This is a genomic window from Actinomadura luteofluorescens, from assembly GCF_013409365.1.
Classification (GTDB): domain Bacteria; phylum Actinomycetota; class Actinomycetes; order Streptosporangiales; family Streptosporangiaceae; genus Spirillospora; species Spirillospora luteofluorescens.
Genome location: NZ_JACCBA010000001.1, coordinates 2,571,530 through 2,591,600 on the forward strand (window position 1 = coordinate 2,571,530; position 20,071 = coordinate 2,591,600).

At 72.8% G+C, this 20,071-nt stretch carries 20 protein-coding genes and 1 tRNA gene; 6 read left to right on the forward strand and 15 right to left on the reverse strand.

Going from position 1 to position 20,071, the window contains the following annotated elements; translation table 11 throughout:
* Window positions 1-14: 14 nt before the first annotated feature.
* From BJY14_RS11790 to BJY14_RS11805, 4 genes are all read right to left on the reverse strand, one after another.
* Window positions 15-88 (reverse strand) — tRNA-Met (locus tag BJY14_RS11790).
* 50 nt (window positions 89-138) lie between these two features.
* Window positions 139-1,188, reverse strand: a complete 1,050-nt coding sequence (locus BJY14_RS11795; RefSeq protein ID WP_179843650.1) for a YlbL family protein — start codon at window positions 1,186-1,188, stop codon at window positions 139-141.
* Between the two features lie 27 nt (window positions 1,189-1,215).
* Window positions 1,216-1,659, reverse strand: coding sequence for a molybdenum cofactor biosynthesis protein MoaE (locus tag BJY14_RS11800; protein WP_179843651.1), 444 nt, complete (start codon window positions 1,657-1,659; stop codon window positions 1,216-1,218).
* A 33-nt stretch (window positions 1,660-1,692) separates the two neighbouring features.
* Window positions 1,693-2,223 (reverse strand): PPA1309 family protein, encoded by a 531-nt coding sequence (locus tag BJY14_RS11805; protein ID WP_179843652.1) that lies wholly within the window; start codon window positions 2,221-2,223, stop codon window positions 1,693-1,695.
* A 119-nt stretch (window positions 2,224-2,342) separates the two neighbouring features.
* On the opposite strand from BJY14_RS11805, the gene BJY14_RS11810 reads away from it, so the two are divergent.
* Entirely contained in the window at window positions 2,343-5,264 is a 2,922-nt protein-coding gene (locus BJY14_RS11810; protein ID WP_179843653.1) for a UPF0182 family membrane protein, read from the forward strand.
* A gap of 49 nt (window positions 5,265-5,313) precedes the next feature.
* Here the strand turns inward: BJY14_RS11810 and BJY14_RS11815 are convergent, their stop codons facing one another.
* Window positions 5,314-6,396, reverse strand: coding sequence for an NAD-dependent epimerase/dehydratase family protein (locus BJY14_RS11815; protein ID WP_179843654.1), 1,083 nt, complete (start codon window positions 6,394-6,396; stop codon window positions 5,314-5,316).
* A gap of 89 nt (window positions 6,397-6,485) precedes the next feature.
* On the opposite strand from BJY14_RS11815, the gene BJY14_RS11820 reads away from it, so the two are divergent.
* From BJY14_RS11820 to BJY14_RS11830, 3 genes are read left to right on the forward strand one after another with little or no spacing between them, the layout of a single operon-like run.
* Complete coding sequence (locus BJY14_RS11820; RefSeq protein ID WP_179843655.1) at window positions 6,486-7,904, forward strand: zinc-dependent metalloprotease; 1,419 nt, start codon at window positions 6,486-6,488, stop codon at window positions 7,902-7,904.
* Window positions 7,901-8,077: a hypothetical protein gene (locus tag BJY14_RS11825; RefSeq protein ID WP_179843656.1), complete on the forward strand. Its 177-nt coding sequence runs from the start codon at window positions 7,901-7,903 to the stop codon at window positions 8,075-8,077. The genes BJY14_RS11820 and BJY14_RS11825 overlap by 4 nt, the downstream gene beginning before the upstream one ends.
* 52 nt (window positions 8,078-8,129) lie before the next feature.
* Window positions 8,130-8,651: an NUDIX hydrolase gene (locus tag BJY14_RS11830; protein WP_179843657.1), complete on the forward strand. Its 522-nt coding sequence runs from the start codon at window positions 8,130-8,132 to the stop codon at window positions 8,649-8,651.
* A gap of 28 nt (window positions 8,652-8,679) precedes the next feature.
* Here the strand turns inward: BJY14_RS11830 and BJY14_RS46460 are convergent, their stop codons facing one another.
* The 3 genes from BJY14_RS46460 to BJY14_RS11845 all read right to left on the reverse strand — a co-directional run bounded on the left by BJY14_RS46460 (window position 8,680) and on the right by BJY14_RS11845 (window position 10,877).
* A complete protein-coding gene (locus BJY14_RS46460) occupies window positions 8,680-9,351 on the reverse strand; it encodes a hypothetical protein (protein ID WP_218905299.1) in 672 nt (223 codons plus the stop codon).
* Window positions 9,348-9,938 (reverse strand): M48 metallopeptidase family protein, encoded by a 591-nt coding sequence (locus BJY14_RS11840; RefSeq protein WP_312879150.1) that lies wholly within the window; start codon window positions 9,936-9,938, stop codon window positions 9,348-9,350. The genes BJY14_RS46460 and BJY14_RS11840 overlap by 4 nt, the downstream gene beginning before the upstream one ends.
* Window positions 9,939-10,076: 138 nt before the next feature.
* Window positions 10,077-10,877, reverse strand: coding sequence for an enoyl-CoA hydratase/isomerase family protein (locus tag BJY14_RS11845; protein ID WP_179843658.1), 801 nt, complete (start codon window positions 10,875-10,877; stop codon window positions 10,077-10,079).
* Between the two features lie 173 nt (window positions 10,878-11,050).
* On the opposite strand from BJY14_RS11845, the gene BJY14_RS11850 reads away from it, so the two are divergent.
* Entirely contained in the window at window positions 11,051-12,382 is a 1,332-nt protein-coding gene (locus tag BJY14_RS11850; RefSeq protein WP_179843659.1) for an ABC1 kinase family protein, read from the forward strand.
* Window positions 12,383-12,594: 212 nt separating this feature from the next.
* Here the strand turns inward: BJY14_RS11850 and BJY14_RS11855 are convergent, their stop codons facing one another.
* The 5 genes from BJY14_RS11855 to BJY14_RS11875 all read right to left on the reverse strand — a co-directional run bounded on the left by BJY14_RS11855 (window position 12,595) and on the right by BJY14_RS11875 (window position 16,949).
* The gene (locus tag BJY14_RS11855; RefSeq protein WP_218905302.1) at window positions 12,595-12,921 is read right to left on the reverse strand and encodes a hypothetical protein; all 327 of its coding nucleotides are present in this window, start codon (window positions 12,919-12,921) and stop codon (window positions 12,595-12,597) included.
* An 8-nt stretch (window positions 12,922-12,929) separates the two neighbouring features.
* A complete protein-coding gene (locus BJY14_RS11860) occupies window positions 12,930-13,208 on the reverse strand; it encodes a WhiB family transcriptional regulator (protein ID WP_131877072.1) in 279 nt (92 codons plus the stop codon).
* Between the two features lie 119 nt (window positions 13,209-13,327).
* Window positions 13,328-13,867, reverse strand: coding sequence for a hypothetical protein (locus BJY14_RS11865; RefSeq protein WP_179843661.1), 540 nt, complete (start codon window positions 13,865-13,867; stop codon window positions 13,328-13,330).
* Between the two features lie 71 nt (window positions 13,868-13,938).
* A complete protein-coding gene (tesB, locus tag BJY14_RS11870) occupies window positions 13,939-14,829 on the reverse strand; it encodes an acyl-CoA thioesterase II (RefSeq protein ID WP_179843662.1) in 891 nt (296 codons plus the stop codon).
* A gap of 53 nt (window positions 14,830-14,882) precedes the next feature.
* Window positions 14,883-16,949, reverse strand: a complete 2,067-nt coding sequence (locus BJY14_RS11875; RefSeq protein WP_179843663.1) for an ATP-dependent DNA helicase UvrD2 — start codon at window positions 16,947-16,949, stop codon at window positions 14,883-14,885.
* A gap of 128 nt (window positions 16,950-17,077) precedes the next feature.
* On the opposite strand from BJY14_RS11875, the gene BJY14_RS11880 reads away from it, so the two are divergent.
* A complete protein-coding gene (locus BJY14_RS11880) occupies window positions 17,078-17,368 on the forward strand; it encodes a mycoredoxin (RefSeq protein ID WP_179843664.1) in 291 nt (96 codons plus the stop codon).
* Between the two features lie 250 nt (window positions 17,369-17,618).
* Here BJY14_RS11880 and nudC read toward each other — a convergent pair whose 3' ends face one another.
* Both nudC and BJY14_RS11890 read right to left on the reverse strand, forming a co-directional pair.
* Window positions 17,619-18,548: an NAD(+) diphosphatase gene (gene nudC, locus BJY14_RS11885; protein ID WP_246395880.1), complete on the reverse strand. Its 930-nt coding sequence runs from the start codon at window positions 18,546-18,548 to the stop codon at window positions 17,619-17,621.
* Between the two features lie 20 nt (window positions 18,549-18,568).
* Complete coding sequence (locus BJY14_RS11890) at window positions 18,569-19,954, reverse strand: dipeptidase (RefSeq protein WP_312879153.1); 1,386 nt, start codon at window positions 19,952-19,954, stop codon at window positions 18,569-18,571.
* Window positions 19,955-20,071 lie beyond the last annotated feature (117 nt).

The window sequence follows — 20,071 nt, forward strand, 5'->3', positions numbered from 1 at the left end:
GACCCTAGGACCAGTAGCGGGGGCAGGATTTGAACCTGCGACCTCTGGGTTATGAGCCCAGCGAGCTACCGAACTGCTCCACCCCGCGGTGATGTCTTAAGTCTATGGCATCGGAGGGAGTGGTTCGTACGGGCGGCGTCAGCGGGTGCAGGCGGGGACGGTGCCTTTGCCGCTTGTGAGGGCGTTGAGGGATTGGACGGCGTCGTGGAGGGTGTCGGCGCGGACGAGGCGGAGGCCGTCGGGGCGGGAGCCGGCGGCGTCGGCGCAGTTGTCCTTGGGGGTGAGGAAGACGGTGGCGCCGGCCCTGCGGGCGGCGATCATCTTCTGCTGGATGCCGCCGATGGGGCCGACCTTGCCGTCGGGGGTGATGGTGCCGGTGCCGGCGATGAACTTGCCCTGGGTGAGGGGGCCGGGGGTGAGTTTGTCGACGATGGCGAGGGAGAACATGAGGCCGGCGGAGGGGCCGCCGATGTCGCCGATGCTGATGTCGATCTTGAAGGGGAACTTGTACTGGTCGGACAGGACGATGCCGACGACGGCGCGTTTGCCGCTGGGGTCGGCGACGGTCTTGAGGGTGGCCTTGGCCTTCTTGCCGTCGCGGGTGTAGTCGAGGGTGACGGGGGCGCCGATGGGGCGTTTGGCCATGGTGCCGGTGACCTGGGAGACGCTGGTGACGGCGGCGCCGTCGAGGGCGTTGATCTCGTCGCCGGGTTCGAGGACGCCGTCGGCGGGGCGGCCCTTCTGGACGCCGTCGACGACGACGCGGGTGGTGACGGGGACGCCGAGTTCGTGGAGGGCGGCGGCTTCGGCGTTCTGCTGGGAGTCCTGCATCGCCCGGGTGTTCTCCTGGTCGACCTGCTTGGGCGACTCGTTCTTCGGGAAGATCGTCTCTTCGGGGACGATGGCGGTGTCGCCGGCGATCCAGCCGCGCAGGGCGGTGAACAGGTCGATGCGTCCGCCGGGGCCGCCGCGGTAGGTGACGGTGGTGAAGTTGAGGTGGCCCTGGTCGGGGTAGGTCTGGCGGCCTTCGATCCTGATGAGGGGCTGGCCTTTGTCGTTCGTGCCGAGGGTGTTGCTCGTGGGGCCGGGCATCAGGGCGACGTAGGGGACGCGCATGACGGAGCCGATGACGGCGAGCACGAGGACGAGCACGCTCGCGAGGGTGAGCGTGGCGGCACGACGAGACATGCCGGAAACTCTATGCGGTTCGCGCCCTCAGCAGGCTCCGACCCACTCGTCTCCCCCGTCGGCGAAGGTCTGGTGCTTCCAGATGGGGACGTGGGCCTTGAGGTCGTCGATGAGGCGGCGGCAGGCGGCGAAGGCTTCTTCGCGGTGGGGGCAGGACGCGGCGACGACGACGGCGATGTCGCCGATGCGGAGGTCTCCGACACGGTGGAGGGCGGCGAGGCCGAGGACTGGGTAGTCGGCGGCGACCTTCTCCATGACGGCGCGGAGTTCGCGTTCGGCGGTGGGGTGGGCGCTGTAGGAGAGCGCGGTGACGGCGCGGGCGTGGTCGGTGTCGCGGACGGTGCCGGCGAAGACGGCGGTGCCGCCGGCGCCGGGGGCGCCGACGGCGGCGTACACCTCGTCGATGGACAGGGGCGTGTCGCGGACGCCGATCAGCCGGATGGCGTCCCCGCCGGTAGCGCTTTGGCTCACGTCCCGCAGGCTACCTCCCGGCCGCGGCCGGCTTCACGCGGGTGCGCCGGGCTCGTCGGGTTCGAGGGTGGCGGCGAGGGCCTCGGCGAGGGCGGGGACGAGGTCGGGCCCGGTGAGGAGCTCGTCGTCGGTGTCGTGGCGGCGGAGCCGGAGGGCGGAGTGGCGGGCGCCGCCGCGCAGCACGCCGACGATCATGCGCACGTCCTCGCGCCGGGGGTGGGAGGCGGCGAACTCGGCGGCCTGGGCCTCGTCCTCGGGGATCTCCTCCTCGACCTCGGGGGGCAGGACGATCCGTTCCAGGACGAGGGCGCAGCCTTCGACGGTGTCGGGCCAGGCGATGGTCGCGAGGGCGTCCTCGACGCCGGCCTGGTCGGGCAGGGCGGGCTGTTCGAGGGCGGCCAGGGTGTCGGCGCCCTCCTGCAGGCCGAGCTGCTCGGCGAGCTCGGGTTCGGCGCGGCGCAGTTCGGAGCTGCGGACGAGGGCGTAGATGCGCGGCGCGCTGTCCCAGCCCTCCTGGGCCGAGTGACGTTCGAGGTCCAGCACGACTTCTTCCAGAAGACTCACAGGCCCATCTTTCCCCCATTCAGCACGGGGAAGTGCGGGAACCCCCGTCCCAGTCGGTAAGTTGCATCTACAGCACCGCCGGGCGGCCGGTGGGAGAGATCCTCGATCGGAGGGGCCACTTGACCTTCCGGACTCCCGGTTTCGGGCGCCGGCTCGGTACCGGACGGACGCGGCCGCTGCTGCCGGCGCTGGTGGCGCTGGCCGCGCTGCTGATGGCGTTCCTGGTCTTCACGGCCGTGTACACGGACCTGCTCTGGTACCGCTCGATCGGCTTCTCGTCGGTCTACACGACGCAGCTGCGGGCGAAGGCGGTGCTGTTCTTCGGGGCGGGGCTGCTGATGGCGCTGGTGGTGGGCGCGAACGTGGTGGTGGCGTACCGGCTGCGCCCGGCGTACCGCCCGCTGTCGGTGGAGCAGCAGGGCCTGGAGCGCTACCGGGCGGTGATCGACCCGCGGCGGCGGCTGATCGCGTGGGGGCTGCTCGGGGTGCTGGGGATGCTGACGGGGTCGTCGGTGGCGGGCCAGTGGCCCGTGTGGCTGGCGTTCCTGAACCGGACGCCGTTCGGCGTGAAGGATCCGCAGTTCCACAAGGACGTCTCGTTCTACGTCTTCACGTATCCGTTCCTGCGCCTCGTCATCGGGGTGGTCTTCGCGACCGTGATCCTTTCGATCCTGGCCGCGGTGATGGTGCACTACTTGTACGGGGGGCTGCGGCTGCAGGGGCCGGGCGACAAGGCGAGCCCGCCCGCGCGGGCGCACCTGTCGGTGCTGTTCGGGTTGTTCATCCTGCTGAAAGCGGTCGCGTACTGGTTCGACCGGTACGGGCTGGTGCATTCGGAGCGCGGGGTGGCGACGGGGGCGTCCTACACGGACGTGAACGCGCTGCTTCCGGCGAAGACGATCCTGGCCGTGATCGCCCTGCTGTGCGCCGCCATGTTCTTCAGCAACCTGCTGCGGCGCGGCATGATGCTGCCGGGTGTCGGGTTCACGCTGCTGGTGCTGTCGGCGATCCTGCTGGGCGGGGTGTATCCGCTGCTGATCCAGCAGTTCCAGGTGAAGCCCGACGAGCTGGCCAGGGAGCGCCAGTACATCCAGCGCAACATCGAGTTCACGCGCAAGGCCTATGGGGTGGACGGGGCGCGGGTCGTCCCGTACGGGTCGCAGCCGGTGACCGACAAGAAGGCCCTCCAGGACGAGGCCGCCAAGCTCGGGCAGAGCGGGGTGCGCGTCCTCGACCCGAACGTGGTGGGCGAGACGTTCCAGCAGTTGCAGCGGATCCGGCCGTTCTACCGGTTCCCCGACACCCTGGACGTCGACCGCTACCAGGTGGACGGCAAGCTCGTCGACACCGTGGTGGCGCTGCGCGAGCTGTCCGGGGCGCCGGTGGGGCAGCGCAGCTGGGTGAAGGACCACATGGTGTACACGCACGGCTACGGGTTCGTCTCCGCCTACGGCGACCGTTTCGACTCGACGGAGCCGGCCTTCATCACCCCGGACATGCCGGCGTCCCCGAACCAGCCGATCAAGGTGGCGCAGCCGGAGATCTACTTCGGGGAGCGCTCGCCGCGGTACTCGGTGGTCGGCGGGCGCGGCCAGCAGGAGCTGAACTACCCGGACAACAGCCCCTCGGGGCAGCAGAGCAGCACCTACGACGGGCAGGGCGGCGTTCCCGTCGACTCGTTCGCGCACCGGCTGCTGTACTCGGCGAAGTTCCAGGACAAGAACCTGCTGCTGTCGGGCGCGATCGACAAGAACGCAAAGATCCTCTACGACCGGTCGCCGCGGCAGATGGTGCAGAAGGCGGCGCCGTGGCTGACGCTGGACGGCGACCCGTACCCGACGGTGGTCAACGGCCGCATCCTGTGGGTGGTGGACGGCTACACGACGTCGGGAAGCTACCCGTACTCGGAGGAGATGAGCCTCGGGGAGGCCACCCGCGACACGATCACCGACACGCGGTCGGCGGTGGCGCGGCAGGCCAACGACCACATCAACTACCTGCGCAACTCGGTGAAGGCGACGGTGGACGCCTACGACGGCACCGTCCACCTGTACCAGTGGGACGAGAACGACCCGATCACCAAGACGTGGATGAAGGTGTTCGACGGCACGGTGCAGCCCCGGTCGTCGATCCCGCCGGAGCTGGAGTCTCACTTCCGCTACCCGCAGGACCAGTTCAAGGTCCAGCGGAAGATCCTCACGAAGTACCACGTGACGGACCCGTCGGCGTTCTACAACGGGGAGGGCTTCTGGGAGGTGCCCGAGGACCCGTCCGCGAAGGGCAGGCAGCAGCCCCCCTACTACCAGAGCCTGCGGATGCCGGGCCAGGACGCCCAGTCCTTCTCGCTGACCACGGTGTTCAACCCGCGCGGCAACCCGCAGCTCGCCGCGTTCATGTCGGTGGGGTCGACGCCGGGGCGCGACTACGGGCAGATCCAGATCCTGCAGATGCCGCGCAACGCGCAGCCGTCGGGGCCGGGGCAGGTGCAGAACTCCTTCGAGACCGATCCGAAGGTGAAGGCCGATCTGTTCGCGTTGCGGCAGGGCGGGACGAAGACCGTCCCGGGCAACCTGCTGACGATCCCGTTCGGCGGCGGCCTGCTGTACGTGGAGCCGATGTACACGAAGGCGGCGGGCGGCTCGGAGCAGCAGCCCTACCCGATCCGCGGCAAGATCCTCGTGCGGTACGGGGAGGGCATCGCCGCGGCCGACACGCTCGACGAGGCGTTGAAGCAGGTGCTCGGAGGCAGCGGCAGTAGCGCCGCCCCGCCGCAGCCGGGGTCGCCGGTGCCGCCGGGCCAGCAGCTGAGCGCGCCGGCGCAGAAGGCGATCGAGGATCTGAAGGCCGCCGTGGCCGACTACGAGAGCGCCCAGAAGAAGGGCGACTACCCGGGCATGGGCGAGGCCTGGAAGCGGATCAAGGACGCGCAGGCCGCGCTGTCGGCCGCGGGCAAGGAGCCGCCGAAGGCCTCCCCCAGCCCGTCGCCGAGCCCGTCGGGGTCGCCGTCGGCCTCGCCCAGCGCCACCCCGTCCGCGAGCTGACGGCGCCGGCCGTCCGGCCAGGCCGGGACGGACGGCCGGCGCCGGGGGTTCAGCGGCGGCGCTTGCGGGCGCGCCGGATGGCGGCCGCCGCGCCGATCGCGGCGACGGTGGCTCCCGCGGCGGTGGCCATGGTGGCCTCCTTGCCGCCCACGCGGCGGCCGACGACGGCGTGCCGTCCGGCGGTCTCCTCCATGACGGCGCGCAGGGCACCGGCGTTGTCGTGGAGGGGTTTCCAGCCGGCGGCGCGCAGCCGCGCGCAGTCCACGACCCACGGGTAGGCGACGTAGTGCAGGTCGGTGGCGGGCGCGGGCGTCATGCCGAGCCGGTGCAGGCGCTGCGCCATCCCGAAGGTGAGGGCGGCGGGCAGCTCGATGGTGCGCTTGCCGGTGATCTCGGCCACCTCCTCGGGGCCGAGCCAGCCCTCGGAGCCGACGGCGAGCGGGCCGGGCACGTTCTCGGTGACGACGACGTCCAGGGCGGACGCGAGGTCCTCGATGTGGCAGAACTGCCAGCCGGGCGTGCTGCCCTTGACCGACAGCAGCCGGGGCGCCTCGAAGTGCCGGGTGACGACGGTGTCCACGCCGGGTCCGGCGAGCGCCGCCGGGCGGACGACGGTGACCTCCACGCCGGGGTGGGTGAGGTGCGCGGTGGCGGCCAGCTCCTCGATCTCCAGGTAGTCGCCGGCGATGGAGGTGCTGGCCTCGGCGAGCAGCGGCGCGTCCTCGCCGAGCGGCACGTCGTTGCCGGGGCCCGCCCCGTAGACCATCGCCGACGTGACGAGGACCACGCGCCGGACGCGGGCCGCCGCGGCGGCGGTGACCACGGTCTGGGCGCCGCGGACGTTGTGGGTGCGGCGCTCGCGCGGGTCCACGTCCGGGGACCGTTCCAGGTCCAGGTTGACGATCACGTCGACGTCGGCGAGCCGTCCGGGGAGCAGCGGATCCCTGATGTCGACGACACGCCACGTGACGCCGGGCACGTCGCCGCGGTGCCCGTCGATGGCGACGACCTTGCGGATCTCTTCCCGTTCGGCGAGCCGGGCGGCCAGCAGCCGCCCCGCGCCGGTGGCCGCGCCGGTGACGGCGACGACCGGGCCCTTGCTACGCCGAGGGCGAACCTTGCCCGTTGCCACGGAGGTGCCCCCTTCCTTGAGTACGCGACCTTGCCGGGACCGGCTAACGTTGCGGATATGAGCCCATCATGCATCCCAGGGGCAAACCGATGAGTGACACTCCGTTCGGCTTCAACCGTCCCGGGGACGGCGACGACGACGACCGGCCCCAGGATCCGTTCAAGGGCATGGGCGGCGACATGGCCCAGTTCGCCGACATGCTGCACCGGTTCGCGGACATGATCGGCGCGCAGGGTGCGGGCGGCGAGGGCGGCGGCCCCCTGAACTGGGACCTGGCCAAGAACATCGCCCGGCACACCGTGGTGGAGCAGGGCGACCCGTCGGTGGTCGACACCGAGCGCCGCCAGGTCGAGGAGGCGCTGCGCCTGGCGGAGCTGTGGCTGGACGAGCGGACGACGCTGCCCGCCGGGATCCGCGCGCCGCAGGCGTGGAGCCGGTCGGAGTGGATCGAGCAGACGCTCCCGGTGTGGGCGAAGGTGTGCGACCCGATCGCGTCCCGCATGGTCGACTCGATGGGCGGGGCGCTCGGCGGCGGCGAGATGCCCGCCGAGATGCAGGCGATGGCGGGCCCCCTGATCGGGATGGTCAAGCAGATGGCCGGGGCGATGGTCGGCGGGCAGGCCGGGCAGGCGCTCGGCGGGCTGGCCCGCGAGGTGACCGGCTCCGCCGACGTGGGGCTGCCGCTGGCGCCCGACGGCGTCGGGGCGCTGCTGCCCGCGGGCGTCGAGGCGTTCGGGGAGGGCCTGGAGGTCTCGCTCGACGAGGTGCGGCTCTACCTGGCGCTGCGCGAGGCCGCGCACCAGCGGCTGTTCGCGCACGTGCCGTGGCTGCGCTCGCACCTGCTGGGCGCGGTCGAGGAGTACGCGCGCGGGATCACCGTCGACCTGTCGGGCATCGAGCAGGCCGTGCAGGGGCTCGACATGAGCAACCCGGAGGCGATCCAGGAGGCGCTCGGCGGGGAGATCCAGCTCCAGCCGGAGGAGACGCCGCGGCAGAAGGCGGCGCTGGCCCGGCTGGAGACGACGCTGGCGCTGGTCGAGGGCTGGGTCGACACGGTCGTGAACGAGGCCGCGCAGGGCCGCCTGCCCGGCTCGGTGAAGCTGGCGGAGGCGGTGCGGCGGCGCCGCGCGACGGGCGGCCCGGCGGAGCGGACGTTCGCGACGCTCGTCGGCCTGGAGCTGCGGCCGCGCCGGCTGCGGGAGGCGGCGGCGCTGTGGCGGTCGCTGACCGAGGCGCGCGGCACGGAGGGCCGGGACGCGGTCTGGGAGCACCCCGACCTGCTGCCGACGTCCGACGACCTCGACGACCCGGAGGGCTTCGTCCACGGCCGCGACGAGATCGAGGGCCTGTCCGACATCGACCTGTCCAAGCTCACCAGGGGTCTCGACGAGGACGAGAAGCCCGACGAGAAGCCCGACGAGAAGGAGTCCGGCGACGCCGGTGAGGAGCCGGACGGCGGTGGTCCCGGCGGCGAGCGGGGGCCCGGCGACGAGGGGCCGCGCGCATGAGCCCGTCGCGCCCGTCGCGGGTGAACGGCTGCCGGTACGAGCCCGGCTCGTCCACGAACGCGATCCGGCGGCGGGTCGCGCGGGCGAGCCTGTGCTGGCAGCGCCCGCTCGACCAGGAGCGGCGCCGCCGCCACCCGGCCAACTCCCGCTACCCGCGCGTCGGCCGCACATGAGGCGCTCGCCGGGCACGCGGCCGTGACGTCCGGGGCCCTTCACGGCGACGCCGTGCGCGTCCTCTCGTCCTGGCAGGCGCCCGATCCCGGGCAGGACGGGCTGCGACTGGAGTTCCTGCGGCACCTGGAGGAGCATCCGGCGGACGGCCTGTGGCGCGAGTGCGCGGACGGGCACATCACCGCCAGCACCGCGGTGCTCGACGCGTCCGGTACCCGGGTGCTGCTGACGCTGCATTCGAAGGTCAAGGCGTGGCTCCAGCTAGGCGGGCACTGCGAGCGGGACGATCTCGCGCTCGCGGGCGCGGCGCTCCGCGAGGCGACGGAGGAGTCGGGCATCGCGGGCCTGCGGCTGGTGCCGGGGCCCGTGCAGCTGGACCGGCACGAGGTCCACTGCCATCCGCAGGGGACCTGGCATCTGGACGTGCAGTACGTCGCGGTCGCTCCGCCGGGTGCACGGCACGCGATCTCGGACGAGTCCGACGATCTCCGCTGGTTCCCGGTGGACGATCTACCGGATTCGGCCGACGCGGCGGTCCGGCGGCTGGTGGCCCGGGCGGTGGCCGCGGGCGTCTGACGCCCGCGGGCCCGGCGGCGGGCGCCGGTCAGCGGCCGAGCGGGTGGCCTTCCAGGAGGGCGCGGGTGCTCTCCCAGCCTTCCAGGCCGGGGTCCAGGAACCGCAGGTCGTCGGGGGTGCGGAGGCGGTGCCAGCCGGGACCCTGCGGCACGAGGCCCGGGCGCGGCGCGGCGGCGCGGAGCCGGGCGAGGGCGTCGGGGGTGTCGAGGTCGATCTCGCGCAGGGCGCCGGCGAGCCAGCCGGGCAGCGGCAGGCGGGCGGCGAGGGCGACCAGGCCGTTCCCGCCGGCGCCTCCTTCGGCCCGGCAGGCGGCGGCCGGGGCGGCGCCGAGGGCGCGGAAGAGCTTGCCGAGCAGCAGCGGCGGCAGGTCGGGGGCGTCGGGGGCGACCAGCGCGGCGGTCCCGGCGCCGAGGGCGTGCAGGGCGGCGAACGCCCCGGCGAGGGTGGCCTCGCGGACGATCGGCGTGCCCGGCCAGGTGACGGCCTCGGCGTCCGGCTGGTCGGGCGGGTCGAGGACGAGCGCGGGCGTCACCAGTTCGAGTCCGGCGACGACCTCGTAGGTGTCTTCGAGCAGCGCGAGCCGGAAGTCCTCCGGGTCGAGGCCGGGCGGCACGGCGGAGCGGCGCGACGGCCAGGAGAGCACGGCGGCGCAGCGCGCGGGGCCTTCGGGCGCCGGGCTCGCGGTGACCTGGTCGGTCACCCGGCGGCCTCGTGCGGGTACTCCTCGCCGGGGTGCAGCCCGTCGCCGTGGTGGATGTCAGCCACGTCGTCGGGTACGTCCGCTTCGAGCGGCAGGTGGGCGGCGGCGGCGACGCCCTCCAGGTAGCCGCGGGCGCGGTCGGCCTTCGGATAGTTGCCGACCAGCTGCCAGAAGTCGGCGCCGTGCCCGGGGATGAGCAGGTGCGCCAGCTCGTGGACCAGGACGTAGTCGACGACCCAGCCGGGCATGCCGCGCAGCCGCGTGGACAGCCGGATGGTGCCGTCGTCGGGGGTGCACGATCCCCAGCGGGCGCGCTGGTTGGCGACCCAGCGGACGCTGACCGGGTCGGCGCGGCCGGCCAGGTAGCGGCGGGACAGCTCGCGGGCACGGGACTGGAGGTCGGCGTCGGTGGGCCGCCGCCGGCGCTCCCTCTCCGCGAGGCGTTCGAGGATGGTCGCGATCCATTGTTCCTCTTCGGCCTTGCTCAGCCTGGACGGAACCATCACCACCACCTTGTCGCCCTCACGGTAGGCGGACACGGTGCGCCTGCGCCTCGGGCTCCGGCGGACCTCAACGTTAGGGGGCACGGTCAGAACCGTACTCGAATTTTTGCCGAATCCACAGGGGGTGTTTGACGTTACCGCAGGTCAACCCCTACGTTTTGGACAGTTCTCCAACGCTTCCACCAATCTCGGCGGAGGGCCGCGGCAGTGTGCCCGCGCACTTTACTCACCTGAGAATTGCGGGCTGCGCTTCTCCCGCTGCGCCGCGAGCCCTTCGCGCATGTCCCGGGACGCCATCGTCACCGGCTGGGCGAGGGACTCCCAGCGCAGCGCCGACTCCATGTCGGGGTGGCCGCCGTTCGCCAGGGCGACCTTGGTGAGCCGGGTCGCGATCGGCGCCTGCGCGGCGATCCGCGCGGCGACGGCGAGGGACTCCGCGAGCACGTCCTCGCGCGGGAAGGCCTGGTTGACCAGGCCGTGCCCGGCGGCCTCGGCGCCGGTGAGGACCCGGCCGGCCAGCAGCATCTCCCGGGCCAGCGGCAGCCCGGCGACCTCGGGGAACAGCCAGGTCGCGGCCATGCCGGGATGCAGGCCGAGCGCGGTGAAGGGGGCGAGCAGCTTGGCGTCGCGGGCCGCGTACCGCAGGTCGCAGGCCAGCGCGAGGCAGAGGCCGGCGCCGACGGCGTGCCCGTTGACGGCGGCGATCGTCGGCACCTCCAGGCCGCGGATCGCGAGCCACGTCCGGTAGAACTCCAGCATCCGGTCGCGCAGCGGCGGGACGGCGACGTCGCCGGTGCCCGCCAGCCAGGAAAGTTCGCCGCCGGAACTGAAGGCGGTGCCCGCGCCGGTGACGACGACGCAGCGCAGGCCGGCGTCGGCGCGCAGGTCCTCGACGGCCCGCTTCCACGCGGCGGTGAGGTCGTCCGCCATCGCGTTGCGGCGGCCGGGGTCGTTCAGGGTGAGGACGGCGACCCCGTCGGGACGGCGTTCGATCAGCAGCACATCGGCAGGCTCCGCGGACATGTCCGGCACCGTACCGCGCCCGCCGCGCCGCGGGCCGGGCGGCCCCTCCCCCGCGTGAGAAAGCGCACACTTACCGCGTTTGACCAGGTCAGACGGGTGGGCCGGTTCCGGCTCCGGGGAGAGTTCGGGATGGTTGTGGCGTGAACGACAGTGGATCATCGACAATGGTCGGCGTGAGCGATCTTCCCCGCCGCGCGGTGACGCGGTCAGCAAAGCTGGCGTCCCTCCCCATCGGCTTCGCGGGACGCACCGCCCTCGGCATGGGAAAGCGGACGCTCGGCCGCCCGGCGGAGACGGTCGCGCTGGAGATCCAGACCCGGACCGCCGAGCAGCTGTTCAAGGTGCTCGGCGAGCTCAAGGGCGGCGCGATGAAGCTCGGCCAGATGCTGTCGATCTTCGAGGCGGCGCTTCCGCCGGAGATCGCCGGGCCGTACCGGGCCACGCTGACCAAGCTGCAGGAGGCCGCTCCGCCGCTGCCGGTGTCGACCGTCCACAAGGTGCTGGAGGAGTTCCTCGGGGAGGACTGGCGGGACTACTTCGAGTCGTTCGACGACCGGCCGGCCGCCGCCGCGTCGATCGGCCAGGTGCACCGGGCCGTCTGGCACGACGGCCGGGCCGTCGCGGTGAAGGTGCAGTACCCGGGCGCGGGCAAGGCGCTCATCAGCGACTTCAACCAGCTCGCCCGGCTGGGCCGGCTGTTCGGGGTGCTGATGCCGGGCCTGGACGTCAAGTCGATGCTGGCCGAGCTCAAGGAGCGGGTGGTCGAGGAGCTCGACTACACGATCGAGGCCGAGTCGCAGACCCGGTTCCGCGAGGCGTACCTGGACGACCCCGACTTCGCCATCCCCGAGGTCATCGCGCAGTCCGGCAACATCCTGATCACCGAGTGGATGGACGGCACCGCCCTCTCGAAGATCATCAGTGACGGGGACCAGGAGACCCGCGACCACGCGGCCCTGCTGTACTGCCGGTTCCTGCTGTCGGGGCCGAAGCGGTCGGGGATGCTGCACGGCGACCCGCACCCCGGCAACTTCCGGCTGCTGGAGGACGGCCGGCTCGGCGTCCTGGACTTCGGCGCCGTCGACCGCATCCCCGGCGGGTTCCAGAAGCGGCTCGGGCTGCTGCTGCGGATCGGCACCATGGCCGACATCGACGAGGTCGAGGAGGCCCTGCGCCGGGAGGACTTCATCCGCGAGGGCGTGGAGATCGACGCCGAGTCGCTGCAGGCGTTCCTCGCGCCGATCACCGAGCCGTTCGTCACCGAGACGTTCCGGTTCAACCGCGAGTGGCTGCGCGACATGGCCGCCCGGGTCACCGACCTGCGGCCGTCCAACGTCGTCCGGCAGCTGAACCTGCCGCCCGAATACGTGATCATCCACCGGGTGCTGTCGGCGGGCACCGGCGTGCTGTGCCAGCTGGAGTGCGAGATCCCGGCCCGTGCGGAGTCGCTGAAGTGGGTGCCCGGCTTCGCCGACGACGCCGACGGCGAGCTGGTCGGCGGCTGACCCTCCGCCCGGAAAGGCTCGGGGGCCCCGCGCACTGATGAGGTGTGCGGGGCCCCGCTCTTCGCGCGGTCCGGTGAGTGGGCCACCGGACGCGCTCCACGCGCCCGCCGGGAGGCGTGCCGTCCGCCAAACCATCCAAGAAAGAACGGACGGCGGCCTGCGACCCGCGGGCTCCACGCCTGTCAGTCCTGCGTCATCTCCCCGTTCGTGCGTCAGTCCCGGTGCCGCGGCCGCTGCGGGTGCGCGTACGCGTCACCGCCCGCGGTGGGGGCGAGCAGCACGCGCCGCACCCGCGACGCCCTCGTCCGCGCCTCCCGACGGGCGCGCCTGAGCGCGACCACACGGGCGGCGAGCTCGTCGGGCGCGGTCGCCGGTATTCGCTCCCGGGACAGGTCCTGGCTGAGCAACGTCATCTCGCTGAGCATCGTCATCTCGCTGAGCATCGTCATCTCGTTCTCCTCGGCCGCCCGGAGGCGCGGTCCCCGCGCGGGGGCCGCGCCTCCGGGGTCGGTCCGGCCGATCATCGGCGTGGCGGGCATCGTCGCCCTCACACCGTCACTTCGTCGGGCCGCGGGTGCTTGCGCGGGCGGCCGCGCGGCCGCTTGCGCGGCACGATCACACCGCGGACGAACAGTTCGCCGCCCCAGACACCCCAGGGCTCCTTGCGCTCCAGCGCCCCGGCGAGGCACTCCTTGCGGAGCGGGCACTCCAGGCACAGGGCCTTGGCGAGCTCGACGTCGGCGGGAGCCTCGGCGAAGAACAGCTCCGGGTCGGTCCGGCACGGAAGCGTGAGGTCCTCCTCGCTTACTGCGAGAGCCCCCTGCATCACAGTCACCCTTGTTCCTCTCGTTGGATCTCAACGGGCGTGTCGGTGGGTCTGGACAAAGAAGAAGGCCGCGGATCCGGTGTCTGGATCCGCGGCCTGGGGGCTTGCCGGTCTTCGTTCTAGACCGGTCGTCGCCTCCAGGGATACGGACCCGACACGCCACCCGTGAAGGTGACGCCCGTGTGGGCCGTGGCCGGAGCCGGAGCGCTCATGTCCTCGACGAGGTGTTCGAGGACACTGCACCCCTGGTCGTCCTGGATTCGCTGCTCGAAGCGCAGATCACGCAGATTCGTGCCGCGCAGCCCGCGCTCGTCGCGCCGCCACATGCCGCGCTCACGCTGTCGCGGCGCGGACGTCTCGACGACGGACGCCTCGAGATACGCGACGGACTCGCCGGGCTTCGAGAGACGGGTCATCGGGGCGCGGGACACGGAGGTGCCGAGCATCGAGGTGCCGGGGCAGGCCGCGGTCCAGGACGACGCGGATTTGATCAACGTGTTGCTCACCGGACTGCACACCACCTCTCTGGCTCCTCGGGCCGGGGCCGGCGGATTCAAGATCCACACCGGACGGCCGGTTGATTGCTCGCGTTGAGCGTACGGCGACTCCGCCGAATCAAGCAAGATATTTTTGACCTGCGGTTTCGTGGGGGACTTCACCCTCGTTCCGCCGAACCCGGGACGCCCCGCGAGCGTCGAAGCTCCCGGGAGCCTCGTACGGAACGATCATCTCACGGACGGGTCCGCGGACGCTCGCGCTCGGTGTCGGAGACCCGGACGAGGCCCTCCTGCATGACCGACACGACCAGTTCCCCCGAGCGGGTGAACACCTGCCCGCGGGCGAGCCCGCGGGCGCCGCCGGCGAACGGCGTGTCCTGGTAGTACAGCAGCCAGTCGTCGGCGCGGAACGGCCGGTGGAACCACATCGCGTGGTCGAGGCTGGCGCCCATCGTCCGCTTGTCGCCCCAGGCCAGCCCGTGGTTGAGCAGGACGGTGTCGAGCAGCGTCATGTCCGAGGCGTAGGTCATCAGGCACACGTGCAGCAGCGGGTCGTGCGGCAGCTCGCCGTCCACCTTCAGCCACACCTTCGACTCGGGCGTGGCGAGGGCGGGGTCCTTGGCCGCCTCCCACGTCAGCGGCGTCGCGTGCCGGATGTCGAACGGGCGGCGGGTGACGAACTCGCGCGCGCCGACCTCGCCGAACAGCGGCGTGAGGCGGGTCAGGCCGTCCGGCAGCGTCTCCGGCGCCGGGGCGTCCGGCATCGGGGCCTGGTGGGACGGTCCGTCCTCGTGGATCTGGAACGACGCCGACAGCGTGAAGATCGCCTTGCCGTGCTGGACGGCGGTGACGCGGCGGGTGGTGAAGGACCGCCCGTCCCGGACCCGGTCGACGGTGTAGACGAGCGGGACCAGCGGATCGCCGGGCCGGATGAAGTAGGCGTGCAGCGAGTGGACGGGCCGGTTGGCGGGGACGGTGCGCCCGGCGGCGACGAGCGCCTGCCCGGCCACCTGCCCCCCGAACACGCGCTGCCGCCGCTCCTCGGGGCTGCGGCCGCGGAAGATGTCGTTCTCGATCTGCTCCAGGTCGAGCAGGTCCAGCAGTGCCTTCAGCGATTCCTTCACGGCGGCCAGTCTTCCCTATCGGCACGAGTGAGCCGCGTCTCACCCCGGTGGTGTCAGTGCCCGCAGAGGCCTAGGACGGCGTCGCCGTAGCGGTCGAGCTTGACCCTGCCGACGCCGGGGATGCCGGCCAGGTCCTCCAGGGACTCGGGGGCGTGCTCGGCGATCGCCTGGAGCGTCGCGTCGGTGAACACCACGTACGCGGGCACCTTCTGCTCGGCCGACACCCCGGCGCGCCACTCCCTGAGCGCGAGGAGGAGCTCCTCGTTCAGCTCGGAGGGGCAGTCCTCGCAGCGGCCGAGCTTGCGCTCGACGGCGGCGGTCAGCGGGCGCCCGCAGACGCGGCACGGCTGCGGCCCCTTGGCGGGACGCCGCTTCGACCGGTCGACGCGCGCGGGCGTGTGCGTGGTGGTCTTGCCGGTCAGGCCGTCGAGGAAGCGGGACGGGCGGCGCGCCTGCGTCCCGCCGGGCGAGCGGGCCAGCGCCCACGACAGGTTCAGGTGCACGCGGGCCCGCGTCACGCCGACGTACAGGAGGCGGCGCTCCTCCTCGATCTGCTCGGGCGTCTTGGCGTAGACGATGGGCAGCGTGCCCTCGGCCAGCCCGACGAGGAACACCGCGTCCCACTCCAGGCCCTTGGCGGCGTGCAGCGACGCGAGCGTGACGCCCTCCAGCGGCGGCGCGTGCTGCGCGGCGGCGCGCTCCTCCAGCTCGGAGACGAAGTCGGGGAGCCCGGCCCCGGGGTTGTCGGCGGCCATGTCCTCGGCGAGCTGCGCCAGCGCCGCGAGCGACTCCCAGCGCGCGCGGGCCGCGCCCGCGCCCTCGGGCGGCCGGTCGGAGAAACCCGCCCCGCTCAGGACGTGCCGGACGGTCTGGATCAGCCCCATCCCGTCGGTCTCGGCGTCGGCGCCCGCCCGGGCCGCGCCGCGCAGCCGGACCACCGCCTCGCGCACCTCGGGCCGCTCGAAGAAGCGCTCCGCGCCGCGCAGCACGTACGGGACGCCGACGGCCGCGAGCGCCGACTCGTACGTCTCGGACTGCGCGTTGATGCGGTACAGGATCGCGATCTCCCGCGCGGGGACGCCCTCCTCGATGAGCTTGCGGGCCCGCCGGGCGGCGTCGTCGGCCTCGGCGACCTCGTCGTCGTACTCGTTGAACACGGGCTCGGGCCCGTTCTCGCGCTGCGCGACCAGCTCCAGCCTGTACCGCGCGCCCCGCGCCTGCCCGATCACCCCGTTCGCCAGCCGGACGACCTGCGGCGTCGAGCGGTAGTCGCGGACGAGCCTGACGATCTTGGCGTCCGGGTGCTCGCGGGTGAAGTCGAGCAGGTGGGAGGGGGACGCGCCGGTGAAGGAGTAGATCGTCTGGTTGGGGTCGCCGACGACGCACAGGTCGTCGCGGTCGCCGAGCCAGGTGTCGAGCAGCATCTTCTGCAGCGGGTTGACGTCCTGGAACTCGTCGACGACGAAGTACCGGTACTGCTCGCGGACCTGGTTGGCGACCTCGCGGTGCTCGGTGAGGACGGCGGCGGTCAGCTCCAGCATGCCCTCGAAGTCGAGCAGGTTGCGCTCGCGCCTGAGCTGCTCGTACATCGCGTAGACGCGGGCCACGTCGACGACCTCGGCGGGCGGGCGGCGGCCCGCCTTCACGACGGCGGCCGGGTAGTCCTCGGGGCGGTTCTGGGTGACCTTCGCCCACTCGATCTCGCCCGCGACGTCGCGCAGCTCCGTGCGGCCGAGCGTGAGCCGGCACGCCCGCGCCGCGTCCGCGACCAGCCCGATCTTCGAGTCGACGATCTTCGGCGGCTCGCCGCCGACGACGCGCGGCCAGAAGTAGTGGAGCTGCCGCAGCGCGGCCGCGTGGAACGTGCGGGCCTGCACGCCGGGCGCGCCGAGCTGGCGCAGCCGGCTGCGCAGCTCCCCCGCCGCCCGTGTGGTGAACGTCACGGCGAGCACCCGCTGCGGCGTCACGACGCCGGTGAGGGTGGCGTAGGCGATCCGGTGGGTGATGGCCCTGGTCTTGCCCGTCCCGGCGCCCGCGAGGACGCACACCGGGCCCTTCACCGCCTCGGCGACCGCCCGCTGCTCGGGGTCGAGTCCCTCCAGCACCGACTCAGCTGACATTCCCCCATACTCGCAGCCCGCCCCACCTGTATCAGCCATCCCGCCGCCTGTGGACAGCGCGGAATGGGAAACGGCTGTCTACTGTTCTTGCGGAGGCACACCCCCGAGCGCAAGGAGACGCGGAAGCGATGGCGACGCCGACGACCGACCGGGCCAAGGGCGCGGCCGGCCAGCTCACCATGTACACCACGACCTGGTGCGGGTTCTGCCGGCGGCTGAAGAGCCAGCTGGCCCGGGACGGCATCCAGATGGTGGAGGTCGACATCGAGCGCGACCCCGCGGCAGCCGAGTTCGTGATGAGCGTGAACGGCGGGAACCAGACGGTCCCGACCCTGGTGTTCCCCGACGGCACGGCCGCGACCAACCCCAGCGCCAAGGAGGTCAAGCGCCGCCTCGCCCAGATCGCCGACGCGGGCTGAGACCCGAGAAGAAGGCCCGCCGACCGTCCGGTCGGCGGGCCTCTTCGCGTGCGCGGGCGCAGCAGTCTTCTAGGAACCTGGCTCGACGGGGCCTCGGCCACGCGCGCGAACGCGTGACCTGGCCGGTGCAGCGAAGCCGGAGGCGAGCGGAACCGGGCAGATCGCGAAGCGATGCCGCGTTCCCCCAGGCCCGGTCACGTAGCGAGCCGCCAGGCGAGCGAAGTGGGCCGGGCCTGGGGGAACACGGCCCTTAGAACGGCGGCATGTTGGGGAGTTCGCCGCCGTACCAGCGCATGATGAGCTGGGCGGCGATGGACAGCGGGCCCGGCGCGACGATCTCGCCCGCGTCGATGGCGGCGCCCAGCTCGTCGCGCGTGTACCAGGCGGCGTCCAGGATCTCCTCGGGGTCGGGACGCAGCGGGAGGTCCCCGTCGGTCCGGGCGGTGAACCCGAGCATGAGGCTCTGCGGCAGCGGCCACGGCTGGCTGCCGAGGTAGCGCACGTCACGGACGGGCAGCCCGACCTCCTCCTGCACCTCCCGCGCGACGGCCTGTTCGAGGGACTCGCCCGGTTCGACGAACCCGGCGAGGATCGAGCGGCGGTCGGCGGGCCACTGCGGGCCGCGGGCCAGCAGCACGCGGTCCGACTCGTCCGTCACCAGCATGATCACGGCGGGGTCGACGCGCGGGAAGTGCTGCGAGCCGTCCTCGGGGCAGACGCGCACGTGCCCGGCGGACGCCACGCGCGTCCCGGCGCCGCACCGCGGGCAGAACCGGTGCGTGGCGTGCCAGTGCTCCAGGGCGACGGCGTGGGTGAGCAGGCCGGAGTCCCGGTCGCCGAGGAGGGCGCCGACCCGGCGGAGCCCGGCCGGCTCCGCCCCCTCGATGACCGGCAGGGGGCCGCTCACCCCGAAGTGGGCGACGCCGTCGCCGTCGACGCCGAGGAGCCACCGGTCGCCGTCCGGTGCCTGGTCCGGCCGGACGAGGACGAGTGCCGGGGCGGGCTCGAAGGTGACGAGCGACCGCCCCTCCTGGATGACCAGCACGCGCGTTCCGGGATCCGCCCACGCCTCGTCCAGCCATGCCTCGTCGCGGCGGTTCAGCGCGACGCGGTCGAGCGTGCCCCGCGCGAGGGCGAGCCACTCCAGCGGGGCGTGCGGCATCTCCTGGGCGTCGGTCATCGTGCTCCTCTCCGGCGTGTTCAGCGCAGCGCGGCCGCGAGTTCTTCCCACAGGTACGCGGCGGTCTCGGCGCCCTTGAGCAGCAGCGGGACCTCGACCTTCTCGTTGGGGGCGTGGATGCGGTCGCCGTCCAGCCCGACCGCGACGAAGATCAGTGGGGCGTCCAGGATGTCGGCGAGGTCGGCCTCGGGGCCGCTGCCGCCCTCGCGGGTGAACAGCACCTCGGTGTCGAACGCGCGCTCCATGGCGCGCCGCGCGGCCTTCACGCCGGGCGAGTCGATCGGCGAGAAGCACGGCCGGACGCCGTTGCCCGGGACGCGGACCTCGGCCTGCACGCCGGCCGGCGTCCGCTCGGCGACCCACGCCCTGAACTGCTCCTGGACCGTGCGGGGGTCCTGCCCGGCGACGAGCCGGAACGAGATCTTGGCGTGCGCCTCGCGGGGGACGATCGTCTTGCCGCCGGGGCCGGTGTGCCCGCCCCACATGCCGTTGATCTCGGCGGTCGGCCGGGCCCAGACGCGTTCGAGGGTCGTGTAGCCCTTCTCGCCGTGGGCGGCGCGGCTGTTCCCGGCGGTGCGCAGCCACTCGGCCTCGTCGAACGGCAGCCGGGCGAACAGCTCCCGCTCCTCGTCGCTCAGCGGGACGACGTCGTCGTAGAAGCCGGGGACGGCGACGCGGCCGTCGGCGTCGTGCAGGGCGGCGAGCAGCGAGGCCATCGCGTGGAGCGGGTTGGGGACGGCGCCGCCGAACGAGCCGGAGTGCAGGTCGCCGTCCGGGCCGCGCAGGGTGACCTCGGCCTCGGCGAGGCCGCGCATGCCGGTGCACATCGACGGCACGTCCGCCGCCCACATGGTGGTGTCGCTGATGACGACGGCGTCGCAGGCGAGGCGGTCGCGGTGGGTGCGCAGCAGCTCGGCGAAGTGCACCGAGCCGGACTCCTCCTCGCCCTCGACCAGCAGCTTGACGGTGACGGGCGGGGCCTGCCGCCCGGACGCGGCGAGCGCCGCGCGGATGCCGAGGGTGTGGAAGAAGACCTGGCCCTTGTCGTCGGAAGCGCCGCGCCCGACGAGCCGGTCGCCCTTCTCGACGGGCTTGAACGGGTCGGTCTCCCACTCCTCCAGCGGCTCGACCGGCTGGACGTCGTGGTGGCCGTAGACGACGACCGTCGGGGCCTGCGGGTCCTCGGCGGGCCATTCGGCGAACACCGCCGGCAGGCCGGGGGTCTCCCAGACCTCGACGGTGGGGAATCCCTGCCCGCGCAGGTAATCGGCGAGCCATCGGGCGGAGGTGCGCACATCCTCGGCGTGCGCCGGGTCCCCGGAGATGGACGGGATCGCCAGCCACTCCTTGAGGTCGGCGACGAACCGGTCGCGGTCCGCCTGGATGTAGGCGACTACGTCGTTCACCTGCATGCCCCTTCGCATGTCGTAATGTCGGGCTGAGTGACCTCTGTCTGGGATCTCCAGACGTCCCGACCCCTCGGGTTCCCCGAGACGGACACTCACAGTAAGGGATCCCCTTGC

Coding starts and splice junctions, on each gene's coding strand:
- nudC (WP_246395880.1), bottom strand. CDS start 18,548: ATGACCGACGCCCAGGAGATGCCGCACGCCCCGCTGGAGTGGCTCGCC.
- BJY14_RS11855 (WP_218905302.1), bottom strand. CDS start 12,921: ATGCCCGCCACGCCGATGATCGGCCGGACCGACCCCGGAGGCGCGGCC.
- BJY14_RS11825 (WP_179843656.1), top strand. CDS start 7,901: ATGAGCCCGTCGCGCCCGTCGCGGGTGAACGGCTGCCGGTACGAGCCC.
- BJY14_RS11820 (WP_179843655.1), top strand. CDS start 6,486: ATGAGTGACACTCCGTTCGGCTTCAACCGTCCCGGGGACGGCGACGAC.
- BJY14_RS11795 (WP_179843650.1), bottom strand. CDS start 1,188: ATGTCTCGTCGTGCCGCCACGCTCACCCTCGCGAGCGTGCTCGTCCTC.
- BJY14_RS11860 (WP_131877072.1), bottom strand. CDS start 13,208: ATGCAGGGGGCTCTCGCAGTAAGCGAGGAGGACCTCACGCTTCCGTGC.
- BJY14_RS11845 (WP_179843658.1), bottom strand. CDS start 10,877: ATGTCCGCGGAGCCTGCCGATGTGCTGCTGATCGAACGCCGTCCCGAC.
- BJY14_RS11875 (WP_179843663.1), bottom strand. CDS start 16,949: ATGTCAGCTGAGTCGGTGCTGGAGGGACTCGACCCCGAGCAGCGGGCG.
- BJY14_RS11880 (WP_179843664.1), top strand. CDS start 17,078: ATGGCGACGCCGACGACCGACCGGGCCAAGGGCGCGGCCGGCCAGCTC.